A 4,916-nucleotide genomic window follows, 5' to 3' on the forward strand; every position below is an offset into this window, starting at 1 on the left:
AGTACCTCAACACGACTTTGGAGTACCTCAACACGACTTCGAGGTATCTGTTGCTTATATATAGGAATCCGATTTGATTTCTGAAAAAATTTAAGTATATGTAGGGTGTGTTATCGCCAAGAGTACGGCACCAAACTATCTGATGGTGCGTTAGCCAGAGGCATAACGCACCCTACGTGTATTTCACGCAATCAAATATGAATCCTATAGCAGTCCTAATCCGATTAATATTTGTTACGCAATCACCTTTAACCACCTAAAAATATCACCTACCGTCAACTGTAACCCCTGACAGAACTTTGGCACTGGTAAAACGGACTCATTTTCCTCAAAAGGTAAAGGTTGTTGTCTTGCAGGATAAGCAGCAATGAATCGCTCATCAGGGTCAATTAACCAACCCATTTGAGTTCCGTGATTGAGAGCGTGTAAGATTTTTTTTGTAACTTTTGTATGGCTTTGTTCGGGGGAGAGAATTTCAATTATCCAGTCGGGTGCGGCGCGGCAAATGTATTGGCAATATCACCATTCTCGTCTACAGGAAGCCTTGCCCAAGAGAATACAGCGACATCAGGAACTATAGAACGTCCTGCATAGACGTGCGAAGCACGGCTTCTTGAAGGGTAAGTGCAACGTAATTCTGGAAAAGCCCAACCCATTTTTTGTACTTTGACAACAGAATTAATTGTGGGACAGAGTTCTCCTTGAATAGTGCTATGTTTCCCTTGAGGCATAGGTTTTGAAATGATTTCACCGTCGATGTATTTGCAATAATGTTTAGTTTATGGTAGTGCGAGAAACTCATCTAAGCTCAATATTTTATTTGATGTTTGTACCATTATTATCTTTTTTTATATAGTTAAGTCATAACTAGTGAAGTCTTAAATAAAAATTATTTACCTTATTCTAAAATATTTTTTTTACTGACAAATTCGCCAATATTGAAATTATTTTATGTTTGCTTGCGGCTACAATACATTACCAAAAGTACAAATAATCCCATTCCTGCGAGATATTTAATTGCATCAGGTACGCTGGGATTAGGTGAAAAAAAGCCTTCGATCGCACCAGCAATAACTAACATTGGTACAATCCCAAATACTAGCTGCACCGCTTGAGATCCGTAAAATTTCAGTGCATCCCCACGCCGATATTTACCAGGAAATAAAATTGCTCTTGCTAATAAAAATCCTGCACCCCCAGCAAAAAAAATGGCGGGTAATTCTAATGAACCATGCGGCAACACAAACGCCCAAAAAGGATAAGCCAGATTATTTTGACTCACCAAAGTACCAACAGCACCAATTAATAAGCCATTAAATACCATCAAATAGGCTGTGTATAGCCCAGCCGTCATGCCACCGGCAACAGCCCCAAAAGACACCGATAGGTTATTGATCATGATACTGCTGGATGCCAAAGGTTCAACGCCGACAATTGACCCCATCCATAATTTATGCTCATCTCGCACCTTGGTAATCAAACTTTCAGGTACGATCAAAGGCATAAAGCTGGGGTTTTGCCAAGAATACCACCAAGCTACTAATGCCCCCAGTAGAAACAGCGCCGTTGCAGCAGCAATATATGCAAATGTTTTCTGAACTATAGATGGTAATCCCCATTGGTAAAATTTTAGAATTGCCTGCCATTCCTGTCGCCGCGAACCTTGGTAAATCTGCGTATAGGCACGAGTTGTTAAAGATTGTAAACTTTGTATCAAAGTATTACCGATTTGCTGAGTGCGGGCACGGGCTAAATCTGCTGCTACTGAACGATACAAACTCGCTAACTCTCTAATTTCTTCTGCCCGTAGGGACTTTAACCCTTTTTTTTCTATCTGCTTTAATAAAGCATCCAAACGCTGCCAATTTGGTTCTCGTCGCGCAATCCAACGTTGAATATTCATGAATTTTGGAAACACTGAGTTTAACTTAGCTTAAGATAGCTTCAAATTCATCTCCGTAGTTTCAAGGTAAATTTACCATTATGTCTGAAAGCTTTGGATCTCCTGTTCAGATACAACCACTAAGTGTTGGGAATGTAGTGAGTGTTGCCGTGCGGTTGTATCGTTCTCATCTGAAAGATTATTTTTTACTAGCACTGAAAGCTTACGTATGGGTACTGGTTCCAGTTTATGGATGGGCTAAGTTTTATGCCCTTTCAGCGCTGATTTCTCGTTTGGCCTTTGGCGAGTTGGTCAATCAACCCGAAAGTATTTTGTCAGGTCAGCGTTACGTCAATTCCCGATTGTGGCAGTTTTTAGTCACAATGCTGTTAATGCTTCTGATCGGTATGGGAATTGGTTTAGGTGTTGTAGTTTTATTTGTCTTGTTTGGTTTGTTATCAGCGTTTGTAGGGTTAGGACAACAAGGAAATCCAGCTACTTCTATTCTCATTGTTCTCCTTACCATTGTGGTGAGTATTGTGGCAATTGTGGCAGTTTTATGGCTTCTGACGCGATTCTATTTAGTAGATGTGCCCCTTGCTATTGAAGACAATGTTAATGGTACATCAACTATTAGCCGTAGCTGGGAATTAACTCAAGGTCACGTCTGGCGGATTTTATTTATCTCATTTGTAGCCTTTTTGATCACAATACCTGCTCAAATTGTTCTTCAGATTATTTCTACTGTGATTCAGGGTATTTTCTTGCCCTTAATAAATGATAATTCTGCTATTTTTGCTTTGATTTTGGCTGTGTTTATCCTTGCATTGAGTTTTAGTACTGGCGCAATAATTTTGCCATTTTGGCAAGCAATTAAAGCTGTTATTTACTATGACATGCGAAGTCGTCGTGAAGGTTTAGGCTTGCAGTTACGCGATCGCCAAATTTAAACCACACTATACAGACAATTATGCATCTATTCAATAATGTTAAATTTAATACTCCAGAAAGCGTAGAACTAGAATTTACTCTTGCTGGAATCGGAAATCGTGCCTGGGCTTTGCTTATTGACTATCACGTTTTGGCTGTGATTTTGGTGGGATTTTTCACAGCTTGGTCTATCGTTTCAGTCCAGTTAGGAGATTTTTGGGTAGATATTTTCGGTACCGCAGTTACTTTATGGTTAATGGCGATCGCATTCCTTGCCAGTTTTATTATTTACGTAGGATACTTTGTAATTTTTGAAACTTTATGGTTTGGGCAAACTCCTGGTAAACGAGTTGCTAAAATTCGCGTGGTTCGAGATGATGGTAAACTTATCGGGCTACAGCAAGCAACGCTACGTGCTTTACTGCGACCCTTTGATGAAACTTTGTTTATTGGCGCTTTTTTAATTATGTTGAGTCGTCGAGAAAAGCGCTTAGGTGATTTGGCTGCTGGCACAATTGTAATTCAAGCCCAAACACCCACTGCATCCGCGACATTGACAATTTCAGAACAGGCAAAAGGACTTCATGAACAGTTAATTGAAGTTGCTGATTTATCGCAGTTGATGCCAGATGATTTCGCTGTGATTCGTGAGTATTTACAGCGACGTGGTGCAATGTCGTTAAAGGCAAGAGCATCACTATCTCTAAAGCTAGCCGAGCAAGTTAAAGCTATTATTAATTTAGAAAACTTGCCAGAAGCTGTTACACCTGATGTATTTTTAGAAGCTGTTTATCTTGTTTATAAACAACCGGAATTTTAGGCTAGAGACTTTATTTAGAGCATTTTTAGATAGACGGTATTTTAATAAATTTATCTAAAGTGGTTGGAAAATTTCGTCACAATGCATTTGCAATCACTTTATTAACCGACATTAAAAAATTGCTTTATTTTCAGGACGACATAACTAATAATGAGTAGTCAGTAGTCAATCAGTGGAGACTACCGACCACTAATTATTATAGCGGTTCCCAATTGAATGACAGACCTAACCCCCAGCCCCTTCCCTTGAAGGGAAGAGGAGTAAGATTTAAAGCCTCTCTCCTTTTAAAAGAGAGGTAAAAACTGCACTGCACCCAAGCGAAAACCGCTATAACTAATGACTTAAAAATCTAAAATCGGCCAGTCTGGTTCACGATAATAGCGTGTCATATTGTCAAATTTTCGTAATTCGACGCGATTGATCAAAAATTCTGGTAAATTCAACAGCCATTGATCATTCAATTGAGAAAGCATTGTGCTGAAACCTGTGCGGTCTAAGTCAGATGAAACCTCCCCAAAATAGGCTAATGTAACATGGGCTGTGAAGTGATAATGCTGCTCAATACCCAAAGCAATTAACTTGGGATTTTGATAAATTGTTCGGCGAAATTTAATAATTTCCTCGTAACAACGTTCATCTTGGGGTACTAAACAAACGGCTACAGCCCTTGGCATCAGTATCAGTCCCAGCATTTGCCATTTAATCGGATGACTCCTGTTTGTCATCAATTGTTGATATTGCTGAAAGGTTTCGGCTAAACAAGAGTGTAACTCCTCGTCAAATTTGGGATTTTTTTCGCAGGCGTCAAGGTAAGCATTGTCCCAAATTAAATCCGCTAAAGTTATATGGAAGCTAGCAGGAGGTAGAGGCACAATCAAATCACGGCTTACAGGCAACTGCAAAAGTTCCTCTTGGTAAGTCTGTAATTTGTCATAGAAAGCAGAATTTTGCGATTCTTCTCCTGCTGGCGGGGTAATTAGCGTATAGCCAGGAAAGGACGCTGCTTGTCTCAACCCAGAATGTGGCTGAAATTTAGAAGATTCCTGGATATGCTGGACTTGGGATCTGTAGGCTTCTGGCAGCGTCAGCCGTGCTAACCGATTTAAGTAAGTTTGATAGTTGTCGTCCAATCTTCATAGCCTCATGCTCTCACTTGATAGATTTTAGGGAAAATTGCCTTGATTAACAGAATGATTTTAAAAGTATTTAATTTTGGGAGTGGGGAGTGGGGAGTTAGGAGTTAGGAGTTAGGAGTTAGGAGTTAGGAGTTAGGAGTTAGGAGTT

4 protein-coding genes and 1 pseudogene are annotated in these 4,916 nt (G+C 39.8%); 2 read left to right on the forward strand and 3 right to left on the reverse strand.

Annotated elements, in window-relative coordinates; all coding sequences use genetic code 11:
- Positions 1–234: 234 nt before the first annotated feature.
- Together ACFFAP_RS35790 and ACFFAP_RS35795 are read right to left on the reverse strand one after the other, a co-directional pair.
- Positions 235–836: pseudogene (locus ACFFAP_RS35790) on the reverse strand (Uma2 family endonuclease).
- Between the two features lie 113 nt (positions 837–949).
- On the reverse strand, positions 950–1,903 hold the full coding sequence (locus tag ACFFAP_RS35795; RefSeq protein WP_375515659.1) for a stage II sporulation protein M: 954 nt from the start codon (positions 1,901–1,903) through the stop codon (positions 950–952).
- An 80-nt stretch (positions 1,904–1,983) separates the two neighbouring features.
- Here ACFFAP_RS35795 and ACFFAP_RS35800 point away from each other — a divergent pair, with 80 nt between their 5' ends.
- Both ACFFAP_RS35800 and ACFFAP_RS35805 read left to right on the forward strand, forming a co-directional pair.
- Positions 1,984–2,832, forward strand: a complete 849-nt coding sequence (locus ACFFAP_RS35800; protein WP_375515660.1) for a DUF975 domain-containing protein — start codon at positions 1,984–1,986, stop codon at positions 2,830–2,832.
- 20 nt (positions 2,833–2,852) lie between these two features.
- Positions 2,853–3,632: an RDD family protein gene (locus tag ACFFAP_RS35805; protein ID WP_375515661.1), complete on the forward strand. Its 780-nt coding sequence runs from the start codon at positions 2,853–2,855 to the stop codon at positions 3,630–3,632.
- A gap of 341 nt (positions 3,633–3,973) precedes the next feature.
- Here the strand turns inward: ACFFAP_RS35805 and ACFFAP_RS35810 are convergent, their stop codons facing one another.
- Positions 3,974–4,762 carry a DUF1868 domain-containing protein gene (locus ACFFAP_RS35810; RefSeq protein ID WP_375515662.1) on the reverse strand — a complete coding sequence of 263 codons (789 nt, stop codon included), beginning with the start codon at positions 4,760–4,762 and terminating at the stop codon, positions 3,974–3,976.
- Positions 4,763–4,916: the final 154 nt, after the last annotated feature.

Source organism: uncultured Nostoc sp., from assembly GCF_964245575.1.
Lineage (GTDB): Bacteria > Cyanobacteriota > Cyanobacteriia > Cyanobacteriales > Nostocaceae > Nostoc.